This is a genomic window from Mycobacterium sp. IDUB_39 (assembly GCF_055419205.1).
Genome location: NZ_JBVAXF010000021.1, coordinates 3,572 through 5,000, shown reverse-complemented (window position 1 = coordinate 5,000; position 1,429 = coordinate 3,572). Strand labels below are relative to the sequence as shown.

1 rRNA gene is annotated in these 1,429 nt (G+C 58.6%); it reads left to right on the top strand.

The window, feature by feature from the left end:
• Positions 1–1,348, top strand: a 16S ribosomal RNA gene (locus ACZY0X_RS31170); the annotation flags it as partial.
• Positions 1,349–1,429 lie beyond the last annotated feature (81 nt).

The window sequence follows — 1,429 nt, the reverse complement described above, 5'->3', positions numbered from 1 at the left end:
ACCTCATGGACTGCATGGTCTGTGGGGGAAAGCTTTTGCGGTGTGGGATGGGCCCGCGGCCTATCAGCTTGTTGGTGGGGTGATGGCCTACCAAGGCGACGACGGGTAGCCGGCCTGAGAGGGTGTCCGGCCACACTGGGACTGAGATACGGCCCAGACTCCTACGGGAGGCAGCAGTGGGGAATATTGCACAATGGGCGCAAGCCTGATGCAGCGACGCCGCGTGGGGGATGACGGCCTTCGGGTTGTAAACCCCTTTCAGCACAGACGAAGCGCAAGTGACGGTATGTGCAGAAGAAGCACCGGCCAACTACGTGCCAGCAGCCGCGGTAATACGTAGGGTGCGAGCGTTGTCCGGAATTACTGGGCGTAAAGAGCTCGTAGGTGGTTTGTCACGTTGTTCGTGAAAACCCACAGCTCAACTGTGGGCGTGCGAGCGATACGGGCAGACTAGAGTACTGCAGGGGAGACTGGAATTCCTGGTGTAGCGGTGGAATGCGCAGATATCAGGAGGAACACCGGTGGCGAAGGCGGGTCTCTGGGCAGTAACTGACGCTGAGGAGCGAAAGCGTGGGGAGCGAACAGGATTAGATACCCTGGTAGTCCACGCCGTAAACGGTGGGTACTAGGTGTGGGTTTCCTTCCTTGGGATCCGTGCCGTAGCTAACGCATTAAGTACCCCGCCTGGGGAGTACGGCCGCAAGGCTAAAACTCAAAGAAATTGACGGGGGCCCGCACAAGCGGCGGAGCATGTGGATTAATTCGATGCAACGCGAAGAACCTTACCTGGGTTTGACATGCACAGGACGCTGGTAGAGATATCAGTTCCCTTGTGGCCTGTGTGCAGGTGGTGCATGGCTGTCGTCAGCTCGTGTCGTGAGATGTTGGGTTAAGTCCCGCAACGAGCGCAACCCCTATCTTATGTTGCCAGCGCGTTATGGCGGGGACTCGTAAGAGACTGCCGGGGTCAACTCGGAGGAAGGTGGGGATGACGTCAAGTCATCATGCCCCTTATGTCCAGGGCTTCACACATGCTACAATGGCCGGTACAGAGGGCTGCGAATCCGTAAGGTGGAGCGAATCCCTTCAAAGCCGGTCTCAGTTCGGATCGGGGTCTGCAACTCGACCCCGTGAAGTCGGAGTCGCTAGTAATCGCAGATCAGCAACGCTGCGGTGAATACGTTCCCGGGCCTTGTACACACCGCCCGTCACGTCATGAAAGTCGGTAACACCCGAAGCCGGTGGCCTAACCCCTTGTGGGAGGGAGCCGTCGAAGGTGGGATCGGCGATTGGGACGAAGTCGTAACAAGGTAGCCGTACCGGAAGGTGCGGCTGGATCACCTCCTTTCTAAGGAGCACCACGAGATCTGGGCCGGCCCGCATATCGCGGATCACCGAGACTCAGACGATTCGTTGGATGGCCTCTCGC